The sequence below is a fragment of the Ornithinibacillus californiensis genome, assembly GCF_001038485.1.
GTDB classification, from domain to species: Bacteria; Bacillota; Bacilli; order Bacillales; family Amphibacillaceae; genus Ornithinibacillus; species Ornithinibacillus californiensis.
Genome location: NZ_LDUE01000019.1, coordinates 51048 through 70018, shown reverse-complemented (window position 1 = coordinate 70018; position 18971 = coordinate 51048). Strand labels below are relative to the sequence as shown.

The 18971-nt window shown below is 39.2% G+C and carries 20 protein-coding genes and 1 pseudogene; 9 read left to right on the top strand and 12 right to left on the bottom strand.

Features of this window, described 5'->3' with window-relative positions; all coding sequences use genetic code 11:
- The 6 genes and pseudogenes from TE34_RS20935 to TE34_RS21190 form a co-directional block, all read right to left on the bottom strand.
- Positions 1–158, bottom strand: a pseudogene (locus TE34_RS20935) (IS256 family transposase); the annotation flags it as partial.
- Between the two features lie 97 nt (positions 159–255).
- Positions 256–1020 (bottom strand): LamB/YcsF family protein, encoded by a 765-nt coding sequence (locus TE34_RS04495; RefSeq protein WP_047983629.1) that lies wholly within the window; start codon positions 1018–1020, stop codon positions 256–258.
- A gap of 10 nt (positions 1021–1030) precedes the next feature.
- Positions 1031–1969: a 5-oxoprolinase subunit C family protein gene (locus TE34_RS04490; RefSeq protein ID WP_047983628.1), complete on the bottom strand. Its 939-nt coding sequence runs from the start codon at positions 1967–1969 to the stop codon at positions 1031–1033.
- Entirely contained in the window at positions 1962–2669 is a 708-nt protein-coding gene (gene pxpB / locus TE34_RS04485; protein WP_047983627.1) for a 5-oxoprolinase subunit PxpB, read from the bottom strand. The genes TE34_RS04490 and pxpB overlap by 8 nt, the downstream gene beginning before the upstream one ends.
- A gap of 219 nt (positions 2670–2888) precedes the next feature.
- A complete protein-coding gene (locus tag TE34_RS21595) occupies positions 2889–3014 on the bottom strand; it encodes a hypothetical protein (RefSeq protein WP_269083147.1) in 126 nt (41 codons plus the stop codon).
- 3 nt (positions 3015–3017) lie between these two features.
- Entirely contained in the window at positions 3018–3158 is a 141-nt protein-coding gene (locus TE34_RS21190) for a hypothetical protein (RefSeq protein ID WP_169749084.1), read from the bottom strand.
- A gap of 170 nt (positions 3159–3328) precedes the next feature.
- Here TE34_RS21190 and TE34_RS20565 point away from each other — a divergent pair, with 170 nt between their 5' ends.
- The 4 genes from TE34_RS20565 (at position 3329) to TE34_RS04470 (ending at position 7593) form a co-directional block, all read left to right on the top strand.
- Positions 3329–5140 carry a DUF2628 domain-containing protein gene (locus TE34_RS20565; protein ID WP_053074972.1) on the top strand — a complete coding sequence of 604 codons (1812 nt, stop codon included), beginning with the start codon at positions 3329–3331 and terminating at the stop codon, positions 5138–5140.
- A gap of 308 nt (positions 5141–5448) precedes the next feature.
- Positions 5449–5595, top strand: a complete 147-nt coding sequence (locus TE34_RS21185) for a hypothetical protein (RefSeq protein ID WP_169749083.1) — start codon at positions 5449–5451, stop codon at positions 5593–5595.
- A 196-nt stretch (positions 5596–5791) separates the two neighbouring features.
- Positions 5792–6730, top strand: a complete 939-nt coding sequence (glpX, locus tag TE34_RS04475; protein ID WP_047983626.1) for a class II fructose-bisphosphatase — start codon at positions 5792–5794, stop codon at positions 6728–6730.
- 38 nt (positions 6731–6768) lie between these two features.
- Positions 6769–7593 carry an aldo/keto reductase gene (locus TE34_RS04470; RefSeq protein ID WP_047983625.1) on the top strand — a complete coding sequence of 275 codons (825 nt, stop codon included), beginning with the start codon at positions 6769–6771 and terminating at the stop codon, positions 7591–7593.
- Positions 7594–7656: 63 nt separating this feature from the next.
- Here TE34_RS04470 and TE34_RS04465 read toward each other — a convergent pair whose 3' ends face one another.
- The 4 genes from TE34_RS04465 to TE34_RS04450 all read right to left on the bottom strand — a co-directional run bounded on the left by TE34_RS04465 (position 7657) and on the right by TE34_RS04450 (position 11440).
- The gene (locus TE34_RS04465; protein WP_047983624.1) at positions 7657–8043 is read right to left on the bottom strand and encodes a hypothetical protein; all 387 of its coding nucleotides are present in this window, start codon (positions 8041–8043) and stop codon (positions 7657–7659) included.
- Positions 8044–8244: 201 nt separating this feature from the next.
- Positions 8245–8802: an REP-associated tyrosine transposase gene (locus tag TE34_RS04460; protein ID WP_047983623.1), complete on the bottom strand. Its 558-nt coding sequence runs from the start codon at positions 8800–8802 to the stop codon at positions 8245–8247.
- Between the two features lie 231 nt (positions 8803–9033).
- Entirely contained in the window at positions 9034–10656 is a 1623-nt protein-coding gene (locus TE34_RS04455; RefSeq protein WP_047983622.1) for a hypothetical protein, read from the bottom strand.
- The gene (locus tag TE34_RS04450) at positions 10649–11440 is read right to left on the bottom strand and encodes an ABC transporter ATP-binding protein (RefSeq protein ID WP_047983621.1); all 792 of its coding nucleotides are present in this window, start codon (positions 11438–11440) and stop codon (positions 10649–10651) included. Before TE34_RS04450 ends, TE34_RS04455 begins: the two co-directional genes overlap by 8 nt.
- Before the next feature lie 255 nt (positions 11441–11695).
- Between TE34_RS04450 and TE34_RS04445 the strand changes: the two genes are divergently transcribed.
- From TE34_RS04445 to TE34_RS04435, 3 genes are read left to right on the top strand one after another with little or no spacing between them, the layout of a single operon-like run.
- Positions 11696–12739, top strand: coding sequence for a TRAP transporter substrate-binding protein (locus TE34_RS04445; RefSeq protein WP_047983620.1), 1044 nt, complete (start codon positions 11696–11698; stop codon positions 12737–12739).
- A gap of 19 nt (positions 12740–12758) precedes the next feature.
- Positions 12759–13262 (top strand): TRAP transporter small permease, encoded by a 504-nt coding sequence (locus TE34_RS04440; RefSeq protein WP_047983619.1) that lies wholly within the window; start codon positions 12759–12761, stop codon positions 13260–13262.
- Positions 13259–14566, top strand: a complete 1308-nt coding sequence (locus tag TE34_RS04435) for a TRAP transporter large permease (RefSeq protein ID WP_047983618.1) — start codon at positions 13259–13261, stop codon at positions 14564–14566. The genes TE34_RS04440 and TE34_RS04435 overlap by 4 nt, the downstream gene beginning before the upstream one ends.
- A 52-nt stretch (positions 14567–14618) precedes the next feature.
- Here TE34_RS04435 and TE34_RS04430 read toward each other — a convergent pair whose 3' ends face one another.
- Entirely contained in the window at positions 14619–15785 is a 1167-nt protein-coding gene (locus TE34_RS04430) for a hypothetical protein (protein ID WP_047983617.1), read from the bottom strand.
- A gap of 157 nt (positions 15786–15942) precedes the next feature.
- The gene (locus TE34_RS04425; RefSeq protein ID WP_047983616.1) at positions 15943–17100 is read right to left on the bottom strand and encodes an HD-GYP domain-containing protein; all 1158 of its coding nucleotides are present in this window, start codon (positions 17098–17100) and stop codon (positions 15943–15945) included.
- Positions 17101–17367: 267 nt separating this feature from the next.
- On the opposite strand from TE34_RS04425, the gene TE34_RS04420 reads away from it, so the two are divergent.
- Both TE34_RS04420 and TE34_RS04415 read left to right on the top strand, forming a co-directional pair.
- The gene (locus TE34_RS04420) at positions 17368–18063 is read left to right on the top strand and encodes a hypothetical protein (RefSeq protein ID WP_047983615.1); all 696 of its coding nucleotides are present in this window, start codon (positions 17368–17370) and stop codon (positions 18061–18063) included.
- 130 nt (positions 18064–18193) lie between these two features.
- Positions 18194–18961, top strand: a complete 768-nt coding sequence (locus TE34_RS04415) for an HAD family hydrolase (protein WP_047983614.1) — start codon at positions 18194–18196, stop codon at positions 18959–18961.
- The last annotated feature ends 10 nt before the right edge of the window (positions 18962–18971 follow it).

Genomic DNA, 18971 nt, shown 5'->3' with positions numbered 1-18971 from the left:
AGATGATGATTCATTTCTCCTTTTAACATAGCTTCAAACATAGGACCAAATATGTCTTTCAGTGCATTCTGCATGTCTTGTACGGACTCTGGTTGGTATTGTTCTATTATTCTATTAGCTAACTCTACTGATTGTGGATCACGTTTAGATTTTGCCATTAGAAACAACTCCCCCAATTCATATATTATTAGTTTAACAATAAAAAAATAAACTGCGAAGTAAGAGCCGTACGCTCTCTTACTTACACAGTTTATATTACACTCCCGAAGTTACTATTATATTTTCTTTTTCTAGTATCTGTAGGAGGACTTTTACCATTTCTACAGCAGTTACAGTATCTCCATGCACACAAATCGTCTGCCCTTTTACTTCCAAAACCTCCCCACTAATAGCTGTCAATCGGTTTTCTTTCACCATTCTAACCACATTTGCAGCTGCCTGATGAGGATCAGTAATCACTGCCCCAGCCTCTCTTCTGGAAACCAATGTCATATCATTGTTATAAGCCCTATCCGCGAACAATTCTAATAGAAAAGGCTGTCCTTTTTCCTTGGCAATTCTCTCTAGTTCGGAGTTTGGCTTAACGTAAATCGGTAACGCTGTGTTCACTGATTGAACTGCTTCAACAATACTTGTGGCAATTACGGTATCTGTATCTGCCATGTTATTTAAATTTCCATGTGGTTTCACATGCTGCAACGTAATGCCGTGCTTTTTACAGAATATATCCAGTGCACCAATTTGATAGATGATGATGTTGATTAGCGTTTTTGGAGGAATATCCATATTCCATCGGCCGAAGCCAAGTAGATTGGGGAATCCGGGGTGGGCACCAACGCCAACTCCATATTTTTTTGCTAATGCTACTGTATGGTCCATTACGTCTGGATCCCCGCCATGGAAGCCACAGGCAACATTAATGGATGATACGAGCTTCATGACCTCTTCATCATTTCCTAAAGTATAGGGTCCAAAGCTTTCTCCCATATCACAGTTAATATCGATTTGTTTTCTTTCCATAATATCCTCCTTAGGAATGAACTCTCAGAGTTTGAAATAGCCGTTCTTGTTCTCGTAATAATGCATGTGCTTCTTGTAGCGTGACCTGTTCAAAGGTAATGCGGTCTCTAGGCTTCAATTGTGCAACTTTTGGCTGATCAACAGTAATTACGCCACCGATTTTGGTATAGCCTCCAACACTCTGTCTTCCAGCTTGAAACAGAATGGGGAGACCATTTTTTGGAACTTGAATAGCTCCTTGAAACATCCCTTCGGAGAGGATATCAGCACTAGTTGCGTGCTCCACTTTTGGGCCTTCTAAACGACAGGCCATTCGGTCAGAGTCCTTGGAGACGATGTACTCGGATGAAAAGAATGTTTCTAAGCCCTTACTTGTGAATGCATCATCCTGGGGGCCGAGCAATACGCGGACTTTAATATTATCCGGATAGGTTGGAATAAGACTTGGTGAAAGGCTTCTATTGTAATGGCATTTCACACGAGTGGTGCCATTTGTATGGATGATATCCCCTTTCTCTAATCCTCTACCTTCGATTCCGCCAACTCCGCTTATTGTATCGGTGGATTTACTTCCAAGGAATTCCTCCACTTGTATGCCTCCAGCAACAGCGATGTACGCTCGGCACCCCGATGTGTAGCCTGTGAAGTCTAAAATATCCCCTTTTTTTACCTTTAATGTGGTCCACATGGGAACATGAATATGATTAATACAAGGGTTGAAATTACCACCAGTAATCGAAATGATGCAATTTTTCAAAGCTTCTACTTGCAGTCCCATCAAGGTTACTTCAAGCGTAGCATCCCCATCCTGGTTTCCCACGAGTATATTTGCCATGCGGTGGGCATAGGAATCCACCGCGCCGGATGTTGCTAAACCATACTTTTGGTAACCTTTTCTTCCTAAGTCTTGGACGGTTGTTAACAGGCCGGGTTTTATTATTTTAAACATCGAATCTCCCACCTTTTTTAGTGGTTTTGACTAGTTCCTCATATACTTCTTTCGTGATGGATTTAAACTTGATAATGTCTCCAGGCGAAAGAAGGAAAGGATTTTTAGTGTTCGGATCATATAAGGAGATAGGTGTGCGCCCGATTAGTCGCCAACCACCGGGGCTATTTACCGGGTAAATTCCAGTTTGGTATCCAGCGATTCCGACACTGCCTGCTTCAATCCTTTTTCGAGGGTTCTCTAGTCTTGGTGTTGCGATTTTTTTAGACATGCCACCTAAGAATGGAAACCCTGGGGTGAATCCTAGAAAATATACGGTATATTCTGACTCTGTGTGAATTTGTATAACATCCGCTTCCTTGAGGTTGTTGAGTCTTGCCACTTCAGGGAGATCCGGTCCAAGATTTCCACCGTAAAGGACAGGTATTTCTATTGTTTTGGAGCTTTCATTTTCAGTTAAATTAATTTGTAAGATTAGGTTATCTAAAGTAGTTTGAAGAGAAGTATATGAAATCTTGATAGGATTATAGTTTACAAGAAGGCTAGTGTAACCAAGAATAACTTCCTCGATCCCCAGTATTTTCTGCCCGTCGACCAATTCAGCAAGCTTTCTAACTTTTTTACTAGTTACTTCATTTAATTCATCCCCGAAAACAACAAGAATCGCCCGGTCACCAGCAAACTTATAGTGATAATTCATATTATAACCACCTATTGTAGAAGGTTTTAATCAAATTATACATGATTAATAGGTGAGGGGACAGTCTCTCACTCTAGTCCCTCACTCTGCTAAAGTGGTAAAGTGAGGTAAGGAAAAAGTAGACACTAGTTTCCAATTGAGTAGGAAGCCGTGTCTTTAGAAATTGCTGATGCTGCAAATAATTGTGATTATAAAAATGTTTTTCTACCTCCGTTTTTATCATTCTTGGTGATTTGTTGGGGGACTAGGTGTGTTTTTTAACAAAATAGAAATGGAAAAAGAAACAATGGTCACGATAAACAGAATTGGTGCTTCCATAACAAACTGACTAATTGACAAATCCATCTTTTATTCCTCCTCTTCCTTTCGATTGATTAACTTGGAATCGTAAGGAATATCAAATTGTCTCCAGTGGTTATCATGAAAAATAAATCCTCCGCCAAGCCCCTCATTGATCATTCGGTCAATCTCATAATAATATTCATCCATCTTAAGCACCTCCTTACATTAAATGTAGTGAAAATAGCTACTTTTTTCCTTGACCTACATCAAGTTTTAAAAAGATGGTACGCATCCGTTGATATATCATATGGAGGGACAGTCCCGCTGTGATATAATGTTGGATAAATTAGGATATTTTTGGGTGATGGGGTGGTATGTTGTACTGTTCAAATTGTGGAGAGAAGCAAAATGAGAATGCTAGATTTTGTCATGTTTGTGGAGAACCTTTAGATATCGTTAGTAGCCAGGAGGATCGCGTTGACCAAGCAGAAGTGGCAAACGAAGCGTCAAGGCATGCGTTAGAGAGCACTGATGATTTATATGAAATAGAAAAAGAGATAGATTCACAAACAGCTCAACCAACCTTGCCCATCATGAACGATACCGAAGATGATTTCGTGCTTCGCTATGTCGGAGAAAGAAAAGCGGATTTCTATGCAACCAAGTGGGGAAAAGGGAGAAACACTTGGAATTGGGCGGCATTTTTCTTATCGCTATTTTGGTTAGGCTACCGAAAGATGTATGGAACGCTTCTGGTCATTCTATCAATCTATGTCGTTATAGACCTAACGGTTGTATTATTGGAAGTCGATAGTGCTGTCATCGATTCAAGTATTGGTCTTGCGATGTCTATCATGCTTGGGATTCATGGAAACCAAATGTACCGTAATCATGCGAAGCGACAAGTGAAAAAGATAAAGGCAAAGTATGGTGACAAGGCTGAGGCAATGGTTAGTTTGAGAAGTGGGCCTAGTTGGGGAGGCTTTTGGATTAGTGTTGCTGCCTTAATTGGGTATGGAATTGTTGTAGCCGTCATCTATCTTATCCCTGAAATCGGTACTGTAGACAGTGTTCCATCCAATAATTTTGTTGAAGAAGTTGGGGAAGAGGAAGAAGCATCAATAACCTCTGAGGAGATTGAGAATGCCATTATCGCGGTTATTAATGATAATATTAATGCGCTAGAAAACAGGGATGTAGAGGCATATATGGCAACAATTTTTCAGGAATCGTTGTTTGATGAGGTATATTGGGAGACAGAAGCGACGATTCAAGATTTGTTTGCTAAGCATGAGTTACATTATGAGATAGATGAAGTTGAATTTCTGTCCATTGACTCGGAGGAAGTTGTCGTACGAGTGACGCAGACCACTACGTTGGTTAGCGGGGAAGTCTTTAATGATAATACGACGGTGAATATTCATACGTTTAGGAAGCAAGATGGAGCCTGGAAGTTTTATATAACAGAGGTAGAAGATGTGTATTATCTCGGGGCAACGGAACCAGCTGATGGAATAGATTTAGAGCCTGCAGGTGAATATATGCTGATTGAAGCACCTGGCATGTTCGACTTTTCAGTATCGGATCAAGCTGATTTAAATGGGGATGGCATGTTGGAAACGATTACGTTAACAGCTGGCCCTGAGTACGATGATCCTTACTATAATCAGGAAGTATATATTACTGTGGAATTAAATGGTGTAAAAACTTCTACTAACGCTTGGGCTGAGAATGCACCATATATTTATGTGTATGACATTAACCAAGATGGTTGGGCAGAGATCCTGTATGAAGATGGGTATTCATATTTTGTCACGGATATCTATCAAATGAGCGGTAATGGAGTTGAATACGTCAATACGCTTCCGGGTAGTTTGATAAAACTAGGTGAAGACCAGGTCGTTACTACTGATGGAACGTTCACTTATGAATACATTACAGAGAATACGTATGAAAATTGGGTAGCTAGTATCGCTCCAAATGAAGTCTATGAGATGAATTGTGCTTCCTGTCACGGAGCAGATTTGGCAGGTGGTTCAGGTCCTGGATTGGATACGATAGGTTCGGCGTATTCGGTGGAGGAACTAGAAGAAATTATCCGAAACGGTAAAGGCCAAATGCCACCCCAAACTAATTTACTTGAGGAAGAAATCGAAGCCCTAGTCAATTGGCTAAGCGAATATCAATAGGGGAGGGACTGTCCCTCATTATGTAAACTAGATGAATTAACGAAGACTTTACAATGGGTTAATGTTGATGTAATAAAGTTTCTCTATAATGGGTACTATGATAAATGATGTTTTTGTATGTCGTCAGATGATATCTGGTTTATATATACCCCCTATTTTTATAAAAGGACACGGATTGCTTTATTCCACGATAGCAGTCGGTGTCTTTTTATACGCACAAAAACGGTGTCATAAAGGAATTTTGACCTCTAATGACGAATATAGAGTAAGAGAAAGTTGAAATAATACATACATTGGGGGAGAAAAAGATGAATTACGAACGTGGTGGAATTGCATTTGTTGGGTGTATCGTTTTAGGAGTAGGAATTGGTATGCTGTTTGATAATCCAGGTGCTGGATCGCTTATTGGGGTCGGGGTTGGATTTTTGGCAATGGCGTTGTTTGGAAAGCGTTAGATAATAAGATAATAGTCATGCCCCTAAAGTATTTTGACTTTAAGGGCAGTTCCTTTTTGATGGACTTTTGAAAGTTAGCATTGGAGATGTTAATTATAGCTAGGAAGTATATGAAGGCGACAAATAGAATTTTCACCAAAAGTATATTATAGTATGATAGATACATAAACTGATATATAACAACGGAGAGTGACGAATGAATCATTTATTGAATGGGTTTTTAAAGGTTACAGAAGAAGCAGCAATCCAGACATTACCTTGGGTAGGTAGAGGGGACAAAATTGCTGCTGATCAGGCTGCGACTACTGCTATGCGCAATCAGCTAAATCAAATAGAGATGGATAGTGTCATAGTCATTGGTGAGGGAGAAATTGATGAAGCACCAATGCTATATATTGATGAAAAGGTTGGAAAAGGAACTGGACCAAAGTTAGATATTGCAGTGGACCCGATTGATGGGACAACACCTACCGTAGCAGGCAAGGATAATGGTATTGCGGTAATTGCAGCTGCTCCTAGAGGGACATTACTACATGCACCGGACATGTATATGGAGAAAATGATTGTTGGGAAAGAAGCCAAAGGTGTTATTGATTTGGAAGCACCACTTTTACATAACTTAAAGGCTGTGGCAGAGGCTAAAAATAAGCGCTTAGACCAGCTGTGCGTAGTCATTCAAGACCGTCCTAGACACGATGAAGCAATACAAATAATGAGGGAAAATGGCGTTAACGTGGAAATATTTCAAGATGGGGATGTTTTAAAGTCACTACTTCCTTCTATTAATCCGGAAGAATACGACATGCTTTATAACGTTGGAGGAGCACCTGAAGGCGTGTTAGCTGCTGTTGCAGTGAAATGTCTTGGTGGTGAGATGCAAGCTCGTTTAGCATTTCGTAATGAAAAAGAATATGAGCGCTGCCTTGCGATGGGGCTTTCGAATCCGAAGACAGTTTTACGTCATAAAGACCTTGTGGCAAGTGAACAAGGATTATTTATTGCAACGGCGATTACGGATACGCTGTTCCTAAAAGGTGTTAAGAAAGAATCCTCCCAAATTAGAACCCAATCGCTAGTGATTGACCATACGACACAAGAATCTAAAGTGATCGAATCTATTAGAGAGTTAGTTTAATCTAAAGAGGGACTGACCCTCTAGAAAGGGGTAGTGGAATGATTTCTAGTCTAAATGATAAGGTTATCTTAAATAACAGTGTGAAAATGCCAGGATTTGGTCTCGGAGTTTACAAAGTGGAGGATGGCGAAACAGTCATTCAGGCGGTGCGAGCAGCAATTGCTTTAGGCTATAGAAGCATCGATACAGCATCCTTATACGGAAATGAACGCGGTGTCGGCCAGGCAGTACGCGAATCAGGTGTTCCTCGTGAGGAATTATTTATTACTTCTAAAGTGTGGAATGACCAACAAGGCTACGAATCGACTTTACAAGCTTTTGATGAGAGCTTAGAGAAGCTTGGCATGGAATACTTGGACCTTTACTTAGTGCATTGGCCAGTTCGAGGGAAGTTCAAGGAAACGTTTCGTGCTTTAGAGAAGTTGTATGATGAAGGAAAAGTTCGTGCCATTGGGGTAAGCAATTTCCATATTCATCATTTGGAAGATTTATTGATGGAATGCAAAATTAAGCCAGTGGTGAATCAGGTGGAATATCATCCACATTTGGCACAAGTTGAACTAAAGGCGTTTTGTGAGAGTCAAAACATTCAGTTGGAAGCTTGGTCACCATTAAAACGTGGTGATCTACTTGATGAGCCTACTTTGATGGCTATTGCCAACAAACATGGAAAGTCGGTAGCCCAAGTAATACTCCGCTGGGATATTCAAAACAATGTCATTACTATTCCTAAATCTGTGAAGGCAGAGAGGATACGAGAAAATGCAGACATATTTGATTTTGTATTAACAGATGAAGATATGGCACAGATTGATGGATTGAATATTAATGATAGACGTGGTTCGAATCCAGATGACTTTTAATAAGAGGGACAGTTCCTCACCGCTTTAAAGTGCTAAAGAAGTGAGGGACTGTCCCTTCAAAAGTTAATAGCTAAAGATTGTATCAATTAAATCATTATAATCAGCATCAGACATTTCGTATTCATTAATGTCTGCCCATACTACCTCAAATTCATCGGTATCTGGGTTTACTTCAAATTGTAGGCAGATATTAACATTCTCACCGATATACTCTGCTTCTCCATTAAATTCTACGATGTGTTCATCTTCCTCTGAAACAAAATACTCCCAAGTTGGATCGATGAAGAAATCATCAAATGCATCACCAACAAAAGTATCCGGATAATCGAAGAATGCACCATCTTGCACGATGCTTATGTAATCATTACCGCCAGAACTAACACTACCACAAGCTGATAAAGCAAAAATTGCGATGATAGCTAGTACTAGAATTGCTGCTTTTCTTTTCACTAGGTTCCCCTCCAAGAAGATTATTAAAGTCTAGGACTTTTATACTAGTATTATAGCATCGTTAAAACGAGTATGGTAGATTTTACATCGTAAGAAGAGGAGGGATCCAATGCATCATTCAATTGAAGATGAATTGCAGAGAGCTTTAATAGAGGAAATCAAGGTGCATGCTAGAAATAATTGAGTGGGTAACTCAACAACTCAGTTTATTTTTTTAGGTTCTATGGCTTCTTCTTTTCTTAGGACAAATTCTATGTAATCTTGATTTGACTTGAAGTTGTCTAACGTTTTTTCTGTGGTTATGAAAGTGGACTGGGATTGGTCCATAAATGCTCTGTAGCTGCTCCATCGATAATCTTCAGGAGCTTTTACAATGTTTGCTTCGCTTGGATTGAGGTGAATATACTTACTTGCTTGAAGGAAGTATTCATCATCCATTACGAGCTTTGCATTGTATCTCCCTTGAAAGAGATGGCCAGTGAGGTCGTACTTTTTGTTGAACCCGATAGCGTAGTTCATGTGGATGAATTTCATAATCTTACTTGGGGGAGTGTCTATCGTTTCCATTAGTAGATGGATATGGTTTGGCATAAGGTAGTAGGCGTGGAGATTGAATGGCTCTCGTGTTTTGATATCTGTTAATAGCTCTAAATAGTTATCGTAGTCTTTTTCTTCATAAAAGATTTTGTCCTTGCGATTCCCTCGAGCTGTGATGTGATAAGTGGCACCTGGGAACCAGACGCGGTGTTTTCTTGGCATATTAGTCCCTCCTGCTTTTATTGTTGAGTTAAGTTTATTACGGTTTGGGATATGGGACAAATGCTGGAAAGTTTGTTTTAGGGTACCAGTTGGTTGGTGAATGATGGTTTTACTGGTCGAGAAATGTATTTATAATGCTATGGATTTTCTTAAAATTGGATTTTGAAGAATATGTGGGGACAGTCCCTCTGTAAAAAACTTCACAGAGGGACTGTCCCCTCAACATCCATACTACTTAAGAAGGACCTTCCACAATACAGCTGTAAGCACGATCAAAATTACTAAATAAATGTAGATAGCAAACGGGATTACACTGATGATGAAATGAATCAAGGCAAATACGCCAACGATTAACATTAGGGCGATGATAATTCCTGCCGTTCCACCACCTTGATTGGCTGAATCCATAGGTTCGGTGAACGGGAATTTTCCTTTATTGAATACTTTATGTGCGATAACAACCTGCAGGAGTGAAGTGACCAAAATAACAAGGATATCGGGTAATATTCGGAAGGAAAAAATCCAAATGTACACCACAGATAATACTAATAAGACAGGAAGGTAAAGCTTCACAAAGAATGCCTTCAATGTCGCGCGATAAAGGGCTGAGTTGTCTTGAATTGGCGTTGTATAAAATACCCAAGCACCCTTATATTTACTAGAAAACTGCAGCATGTATACAACCGTACCGATAATAATGTTTGCGAAATATAACGTTAAATATGATCTACCCTGTGAAAGGGGGGTTCCAGTAATTTCTTGCAGTTCCATATTATTGTAAAGAAAAATAATCGGAAAGATAAACGACATCCCAAGCGATGGGTACACTTTTAACTTAAAGTCTCTTTCACGACTGATCATTGTCGATGCAAACCGATAAAACGCTCTTTCCTCTCGTTTGAAACAAATCACGTTCCCAATTAAATCACTCAAACTCCAGCGTTTCTTTTTCCTACTACTCGATTCTTCCATTAACTTTTGTAAATTTTGCTCAAAAGATGGCATGAGGTAGTAGTATAGGAAAATCGAAATAATTGGCCCAATCACAGCTATTATGGATAGAACGATCATTTCCGTAGCATAATTTTGATTCAACAACAACTCGAATGGCGCACCAAACCAGAGCGGTGGGATAAATACATGCCACCAGCTAAAGTCATAAACAGCTACAAGATCAACCATGTCAAATACACGGATGATGATTTGGTACCCAATGACAATTCCAACCGCGAGTAAAATTTGAACATAATTAATAATATCCTTTAACTTTTCCCCATCAAAAAATCGTAGAATCAGCATGTAAATTAAAGCGGTAAGTGCCATGACAAACATATCCAATAAAATAATTCCCACGATAAAGATGAAGAAGTAACCAATTCCATACGTAAACAGTGTAACAATTGCCGGAATAGTGATAAAAGCCCCGGTAATAAAGGATAAATAAATCGATATGTGAACGAGTTTAGCTGCATTGATTGTCCTTGTATTTACCGGTTTTGTATTCAAAATTACCTTATCCCGGATATCGAGTAATACGGAAGAATAGTCGGAAATCATAGAAGTCATCAAAATAAACATGGAAACTCCCATAATGATGCTCGATTGGAGCATGAAATTTTCCCCTAGAAAAATAAACGGGATTAGTAAGACTCCGTAAAGTGCGTAAATCCATAATGACTTTAGGAACTGATTTCCTTCTTTGCGCTTCATATCATTCAAGATGGTCGGAACACGGCGCTGATCCATCGTGAGCTTTACCGCCACTATTTTCCGCATCATGGGATAATCAATATTTACCTTGCGAAAAATTGGCTGGAAGAAATCTAGAAACTTTAACGTACGAAAATCACGCATCCCGACCATCCTCCATCACAATCGAAACAATACTATCGGCAGTCTCCTTATGAACATCGAAGCCAGTCAGTTGGTTGAAAATCCCTTCCAGTGATCCTTCTTTGCTTTGTTCCTTCAGCTCATCGAAAGAACCATCCGCAGCAATTTTACCATCTACTAGTAACACAATTCGATTACTAATCTTCTCAACTACGTCCATAATGTGGGAGGAGTAAAAGATTGTTTTCCCTTGATTTGCGAGGGACTCTAGCATATCCTTTATGACCATCACACTATTTGCATCTAAACCACTTAGAGGTTCATCTAGGAAAATGACATCTGGGTTATGCAGTAGACTGGAGAGGATTAAAACCTTTTGGCGCATCCCTTTAGAAAATGAGGAAATTCGCGAATGGAAAACTTCCTCCATATCAAATTGCTCCATGAGCTTTCTCGCTTTTTCTTCTGCTTTTTTGCGATCCAAGCCATATAATTCACCAATGAAGGTTAGGTATTCCGCAGCAGTTAGGTTGTCGTATATCTCCGCATTTTCAGGAACATAACCTATTTTTTGTTTGTATGTATGGTCGGTGGCAGAGATATCCTGTCCGAAGATTTCTACAGTACCACTGTATCCCTCCACCAATCCAAGAATAATCTTTAAGGTCGTGCTTTTTCCAGCACCGTTAGGACCAATGTACCCAATAATTTGGCCACGATACACATCTAGATTAATGCCATTTAGCACGCTCTTGCCCGAGTAACTCATAGTTAAGTCTTTTAAAGCTAAAACCTTCTCATCCATCCCCAATTTCCTCTCTATCAATCTTATTATCTACTAACATAACAATCCGTAGTTTGGAATGCAATAGAAGAGGGACAGTCCCTCAACGCGCTAAAGTGATAAATCGGTGAGGGACTGTCCCTCTAAATTTTAAATATTCAAAATAGTAATTGATATCATATTTCAAATAATATATGATTATACATAGACAAGAACTTATTTCATTACACATCAATGTAAGCGTTTTCCTTAAAAATAGAGTAAGGAGTGGTCGCATTGAAAAAGGCTTTACGTAGTCAAAGTAAGTTGTTTTTTGCAGTAATGGTTGGGTTTTGTATTTTTATTTTGGCAGCTTGTAGTGATGATGCTAGTTCGGAAACTGATGTTCATGAGCTAGATTTCTCTCATTTCTTCCCGCCAACACACTTTATGGAAGAAGAAGTCAAAAGCTTTGCAGCCGAGCTGGAAGAGAAGACGGATGGCAGAATTAAAATTACTTCCTATCCTGGAGCAGCACTTGCAGCACCAGATGAGCAGTTTGATGCTGCAGCAACAGGTTCGGTAGATTTTGCATTAAGTGTACATGGCTATACGCCTGGGGAGTTCCCATTAACATCGGTAATGGAGCTTCCATTTATGGCGGAAACAGCAGTGAGTGGTTCTAAAAATCTATGGACATTAATGAATGAGTTTGAAGAGTTTGATGCGGAGTATGAAGGAACTGTCCCCCTATGGTTGTATACTACAGATCCAGGTCAGTTGTATACCGTGGATAAACCTGTGAAAAGTATAGAGGACATAAAGGGGATGAAGATTCGTTCGCCTTCACCGGAAACTAGTGAATGGTTAGAGGCACTTGGAGCAACACCGGTATCGATGCCGATGAATGAAAACTTTGAAGCGCTTGAGCGTGGCGTTGTAGATGGTACCATCGCACCTTGGGAAGCGGTAAAGACTTGGGGGCTTGATGAGGTAATCAATTATGCAACGGTTGGAAACTTTTATTCTACGACGATGTTTGTCGTGATGAATGAAGAGGCTTTTAATAAATTAAGTGATGAAGATCAGGAAACGATAATGGAACTTGCTGGGGAACGAATGGCAACGAAAACGGGAGAGATTTTTGACCAATTCGGAGGAGAAGCTGTAGAGCAAGCAAAGGAAAAAGGTGTCGAAATCTATGAGTTATCCGAAGCAGAGCTTGCCGAATGGAGCGAGTTTATTAATCCAACAATAGAAAACTGGATTAATAATGTAAATGAGAAGGGACTGCCTGGGCAAAAGGTATATGACCGAGCGGTTGAGTTGAGTGGCAAGTAGACGTAGGGGTGATTTCGCCATGCCAAAAATACTAGAAAAGCCAAAGAAGGTAATTAATAAAATCGCAGGTATTCAGCAATTGATGGCTAATGGTGTTCTTTTATTGATGATGGCGATTATAACATTTGATGTAATAGGACGGAATTTTTTTAATAGCCCATTAAAGGGTTCCTACGAGTTAACAGAGCTAAGTTCGGCTATGCTTGTATTTTTGGCATTGGCCATCACTCATCGTGTAGGTGACCACATCACAATTGATTTTCTAGTAGAACGATTTTCTGAGAAGGCTAGGAATCTAGTACAAGGTGTCGTTGAACTAGTAATTGCTTTGGTTACCTTGTTGATGGCTCTACAAATCTACGATAATGGGCTTCGAATGATGGAGAGAAACGCCACAACGGCTGAATTAGCACTGCCAGTTCATCCATTTTTGTTCCTCATCGCCTTAACAGTGATTATCTTTATGCTGACGGCTATCTTTAAAGCTATCACATACTTTCGATTGGCGGTGAATAATCGATGAGTCCTGAAATCATTGGAATAATCGGGATAGTGGCTTTGCTTGTTTTGTTCGTGCTTCGTGTCCCCGTTGCCATATCACTTTTGGTGGTTGGTACGGTTGGGCTAGCGTTTATACGGGGATGGGATGCTGCGATTGTACAATTAGGAACTACACCATTTTCATCCGCTAGTTCGTACTCGTTAAGCGTAATTCCATTATTTATTTTAATGGGAATGTTTTTATCCTATAGTGGGTTCGGGCGTGATTTGTACACTGCTGTAGATGCATGGATTGGTCATATTAAAGGCGGTCTGGCGATGACGACGATTGGAACGAGCGCCTTGTTTTCTGCGATCTCAGGATCGGTGAATGCTACCACAGCAACGATGGCTAGGATTTCACTTCCTGAAATGAAAAAATACAAGTATGATGATGCACTTTCTACCTCCTGTGTTGCGGCAGGAGGGACACTTGGAATACTTATTCCACCTAGTGTTATTCTTGTCTTGTATGGCATATTGACCATGGAGCCCATTGGAAAACTATTGATCGCGGGGCTAGTGCCAGGCCTACTGCAAATGGCTTTATTCATGATTGTTATTTATGTCATGGTTTGGAGAAAGCCTAGTCTGGCACCAGTAACAGAGAAGAAGAAATTTAAAGTGAAAATAAAGTCGCTTACCTATGTCTGGCCTTTTATTCTGTTGTTTGCACTAAGTATTGGTGGAATTTACTTCGGTTATTTTACCCCAACTGAAGCTGGGGGTGTCGGTGCGTTTGGTGCTTTCCTGTTGACAATAATAACGAGGAGATTAAGGTGGGAGGATTTTAAGAAGTCCTTAAATGAGACAACCCGGTTAACTGCTGCGATTTTCTTTATTATTATTGGAGCTGACATCTTTAGTAAGTTTTTGGCCTTAAGTACCATCCCGGTTAAAATCACGCAATATGTATCGAATCTTGATACATCTAAATATGTTATATTGGCGTTAATATTAGTCGTTTACTTAATACTGGGGTTGTTTTTAGAAGGTATTGCGATCTTTGTATTAACCTTACCAGTTGTTTATCCGTTAATTACAATGCTCGGATTTGATGGTGTTTGGTTCGGAGTAGTGATGATTCTGGTGATGAATATTGGACTTCTGACTCCTCCAATGGGATTAAGTGTGTATATCATCAGTGGAGTGGCAAAAGACATACCAGCATCTCGTATTTTTAAAGGGGTTATGCCGATGCTTGGAATGATGATTTTATGTTTAGGGTTGATTATAGTTTTTGATGAGATTGTGACGTTTTTGCCAGATCTAATGAGGTCTAAATAAAGGGACAGTCCCTCACTGCTTTATCACTGCAAAGCGTTGAAGGGCTGTCCCCCTAGCTATTTTTTAGTTTGGCATAAAGTAGGAGACCGATCATAAGAATGGCTTGCCCTAAGAATATAACGGAATCCCAGAAGTATGGTCCGTTTGGTAACCACAGGTTTTCGATGACATGGTAGAGTGCATGAATTGTCTGTGGGATAATGTAGAAGCCAAGTAATAGAAACATGAGTAGAATTCCTAAAAGATAAAACCAACTGTATAAACGAATCGCTGGTAGTTCATCATCAAACGCTTCGGTTGTATCATCTTTCTTAAGAAAAGGAATCCATTTGCTTAAGTATTGCTTCCCATTCTCCATCAGGTTATATGAGCCAGTCCAATTTTCAACGATATAATACATGTCTGTTTTCATAAAGAAACTCAGTTGGTAAATGGATTTTATAAAGATATCTAATACTACCATGCTTAGTAGCCCAGCTATAATCGAATTACTTTCTGTAAAAAATAACATCGTTAAAAATGAAATAAAGATGACTACTTGTTCAAATGACATTCCTGCAAAATAGAGAGGGTTACGTTCTCTTGGAGCTAGTTTCCAGGCAGGGGATAAATCTGTTTCAAAAACCACTAAGAATAATCGGTTTCCGATGTCCAACTTTGCTGGTAGATTATGTGACCGGATAGCTAGAATATGGCCATACTCATGAATGATGATTAAGACTAGAGAAAGTGCCATATACGTTAACATGTTTAGCGTCATAGATTCGAATAGGAAGATGTCGCTATAATGTGGCATAAGCTCAGGGTTGAAAACTACTAACGATATATTAATAACCAATAAAAGCATATAGAGTTTATTGGTAACTTTATTGAAAAAGATCTTTGCAATCGCAGAGGGAATCCATTCGAACCCCTTGGAAGAGTGAGTATTCTTACTTACGACTACGGCTTCACCATTAATATCTTTTACTAAACCGAACTCCACTAGTTGCTCCGTAAACGAATAAATATCCACTTCATCCTCAGGATAGTCAGCTTTTAGCTGGTTCTCAATTTCACCTAAAGTTTCATTATTCTTCATGTATGAAATGGCATCAATACAAATCTTTGGCATCTCATAGAAGTCACCGGATGCACTATCCTCTACGATAAAGTGCTTCTTATCCGGTCGAATGTTTAGGTCGTATAGAGTTAGCTTCGTATCATGTGTAAGTTTCATTGTTACACCGCCATTTTTTCAAAATAATAGGATGCTAGATTAGTAGCATCCTCAGCGAATTATAATTAGTGTGGATATACAAAGATACACCACCAGCATGTAACTTTAATTTTATTAAGCTTACGAATTTTCATATGTGTGCACCCCCCTTCTTGTATTAGTGGCTATTATGTTTTTCATGAATTTCCCTCAAATTAGGGTATACATTCATAAATAGTTTTACTAGTTGTGGGTCAAATTGGGTTCCACTGCCATCGATAATTCTTCTATAAGCTTCCTCAAAAGGTAAAGCAGAACGATAGGATCTAGAAGACGTCATTGCATCAAACGCATCGACAATAGCTGTAATTCTTGCTAATAGAGGTGTTTCCTCTTCCTTCAGACCATTGGGATAACCTTTTCCATCCCAACGCTCATGATGACTTAATACAACATCGATGTTAGCCGATATTCCTTCTACCTCGTGAACTGCTTTCGCACCAACAACGGTATGCATTTTGATGGTTTCGTATTCTTCTTTTGTTAACTTTCCAGGCTTGGTTAATATCGCATCAGGAATATGAATCTTCCCAATATCGTGTAGTAAGCATGCATAATAAAAATATTTTAGCTCATCTTTGTTGTATTTTCCAGTTTCTGTCGCTAATACCATAGCATACTCTGCTACACGTTCGCTATGTCCACGAGTGTATGGATCTTTTAACTCAAGTGTGGCAATAATTCCTTTGACAATTCCTTCAATTTGTTTATCATAGGAGCTTGTGACAGTTTCAACATAACTAAGGAATCTAAGCAAGATAATAAATGTAATCATAGAAAGTACAATAACAACTAGCAGTGTAACCATCACAACAGAATATTTTAGAAATAAACCTGCTACTAAGTATTTAAATGTTGTCCCAAAGAAGACTAGATAGAAATATCTCTTATTAACAAATATTGGTGAGAATATTATAATAACAATTTCAACTAAATTCCCACTGGTGTATGCAAAATCTGAATTTGAGTAGAACCAAATATCACTAAATATATTTATAGAAGTATAGCTTATGAAATAAAGGTATTTTAGGATACCAGGCTTGTTTTTCTTCATAAAATAGTAAGAAACGGGGATTAGACCAATCATAACGGCGTATAAAATATAGTCGAACACATTGGTAGTTGATATGGATACTTCATTTCCCCAAGGAAGTGTAGGTAATAAGTAATAATAAAAAACATCATAAATTAGAAAAACACTATAAAATAGTCCTAAAAACCATTTCGTTGCTTGTTTTTCTTCAGATAGTAAAGACGTTTGAAGTGTATTTTTCATGTTGAATCCTCTCTATCATAAAACTGTAATTATAGCTTATATATATGAAATCATAAAGTAATACGACAAAATTAAGTATAAAACATCAAAAGTTAACTGTAAATAAACAGTAAATTCTTATAAGTTCGCTCTATACAATATAGGAAATGGGTAATTGGTCTGAGTGTTCCTCTTAACATAGATAGCGTTTTGTAATATAGTAAAACTAGTAAATTTAATAGATACATAGATCGGCTATTGTAGGCGATAGATTGAGGGGGAGTAGCTTTGGAAATACGAAAAGAAGCTATTGGTATGCTTGCGTCGGTGTTATTACTAGCTCCTTTGTTAGGTGGAGGGTTTTGGGTTTTTAAGAGTTTAACCGATAAACCCGTTGAAACTGTTGCTGGCAATATACCAGATATATCAGTTGATGAAATGTTTCGAGACGATGAAATACATAATGAGAATGAAAATATTCCGATTAGAGAGTTAGAGGATGTACAAGGGTATGAGGAAAATATCTCGAATGATGAGGCTGTAGTAGCTCCTGAAGATGAATCAACCGTAACGGAAATAGAAGAGGAAACTATTGAAACTGATACGAGTGAAGAGACAGTGACGGATTCCGAGATAGTCGAGGATACGAGTAGGCCATCAAATCAAGACGTTGTGGAAGAAGAAGTAGAAGAAGAACCAGTTTCCAATGAATCAGAGAAGGAGACGGTAGACACCGAACCACAAAATGAGGAACAGGGCTCGGTTGAACAAACCAATCCTCCAGAACAAGAAGTGGACGAAGTGGAAGAACCAATTGTAGAAGAAGAAACACCTTCGGAAACGGAAGGGAATAAAGAAACTTCTGAAGAACCTACTGATGTGATAGAGGAAACAAATCCATCCACAGCACCAGTCGAAGAAGACAACACAGATAATAGTGAAAATGAGCTACCGGAAGAGCCAGATGATGGTTCAGTAGGATAGTTGTTGGGGACAGTCCCTCGCTGCTTTAAAATGCTAAAGCGGTGAGGGGCTGTCTCATAGTATAGATAGCTTCTTATGGACATATAGTTTAAAAAGATAAGAAAGGCTTAACGACAGGGGCATTGAAATAATGAAAAGAAAATGGATCACGTTTGACCTAGACGGTACCTTAATGCAGAACCCATTTGGGGAGTGGGTCTTTCCTGAGATTGAACGTGTTTTTGCAGAAAGTGTCAATAATCAAAGAATATTTCCAGCTTTAGTAGAAGAACATCGTAACCGCATGGCCTCGGGGAATATTGTCGAGGCGTACGATTGGGATGACATCGTGCGAGAGGCTTTTACTCGTTATGGGGTGTCGGTTCAAGTTGATGTTGCTAAACTTGTTCGCCAGCATTCGGTCCCACCAAAGGTTTATCTGTTGGAAGCAGATGTCATAGATGCTATGCTTGTCTTAAGAAACAGTGGCTATGCCATTGCAACCGTGACGAACGGATTTGAAAAATACCAAAAGCCAGTGATGGATGTATTGGGGTTAACGGATTTATTTGATACTATAATTACTCCCGAAAAAGTAGGGTATGGTAAACCGCGTGTGGAGATGGTTGATAGCCTATCGGATACTGATAATGAAATCATTGCTCATGTCGGTGACCGACTTGACCATGATGTATGGTTAGCCAACGAATTAGGAGTACTTTCTATTTTGTTTTATCAAGATATGCCAGAATCAGTAAAAGCTAAGAGCCCTCTAGAACGTGTGGGGGAATGTGAAAAATGGTTCCATGAGAAATGGCGCAGAGAAACCGGTAACGAGGAATTTCCTGAGAAAGCTACTCCAACAATGGTCATTCACTCCATTAAAGAAATTTATCGGGAGCCCCTCAAGTTAACATAATGAGGGACAG